Annotated in this window: 2 tRNA genes and 2 rRNA genes; all 4 read right to left on the minus strand. The window is 39.8% G+C overall.

The features are described from left to right. Positions 1-32 precede the first annotated feature (32 nt). A tRNA-Ile gene (locus JWF52_RS12065) sits at positions 33-109 on the minus strand. Positions 110-119: 10 nt separating this feature from the next. Then, positions 120-208: transfer RNA gene (locus tag JWF52_RS12070), tRNA-Leu, on the minus strand. Between the two features lie 5 nt (positions 209-213). Further along, positions 214-330: ribosomal RNA gene (rrf, locus tag JWF52_RS12075) — 5S ribosomal RNA — on the minus strand. A gap of 167 nt (positions 331-497) precedes the next feature. Beyond that, positions 498-640, minus strand: a 23S ribosomal RNA gene (locus tag JWF52_RS12080); the annotation flags it as partial.

Here is a 640-nt window from a genome sequence, read left to right on the forward strand (position 1 = left end):
TTTAATTTTCAAAGTTCTTAATTAATTTATTATGGTGGACCATCAGGGACTCGAACCCCGGACCTACCGGTTATGAGCCGGGCGCTCTAACCAACTGAGCTAATGGTCCTAATAAATCATGGTGCCGAAGACCGGAATCGAACCGGTACGAGAGGTAAGTCCCGCAGGATTTTAAGTCCTGTGCGTCTGCCAGTTCCGCCACTTCGGCACATCACGTGGCTACGTCTTACTCTCCCAGGCAGTTGCCCACCAAGTACCATCAGCGCTAAAGAGCTTAACTTCTGTGTTCGGAATGGGAACAGGTGTATCCTCTTTGCTATTGTAACCACATTATTGTGTTTTATTCTTTTATTTTAAGACAAGTATAATAATATCATCTTAAGTTATCAATGTCAATACTTTTTATGAAATATTTTCATATTTTTCTAAGTAATAACATTTTCAGAGTTAATACTCTGAAAACTGCAAACATTTATTGAATTTATCATTTTAAATTATTGGTCAAGTCCTCGACCTATTAGTATCGATAAGCTAAATACATTACTGCACTTACACCTTCGACCTATCAACCAGGTAGTCTTCCTGGGGTCTTACCCTTACGGTGGGAAATCTTATCTTGAAGTTGGCTTCGCGACCTTAG

It is taken from the genome of Clostridium sp. CCUG 7971, assembly GCF_017590215.1.
GTDB lineage: Bacteria > Bacillota > Clostridia > Peptostreptococcales > Peptostreptococcaceae > Faecalimicrobium.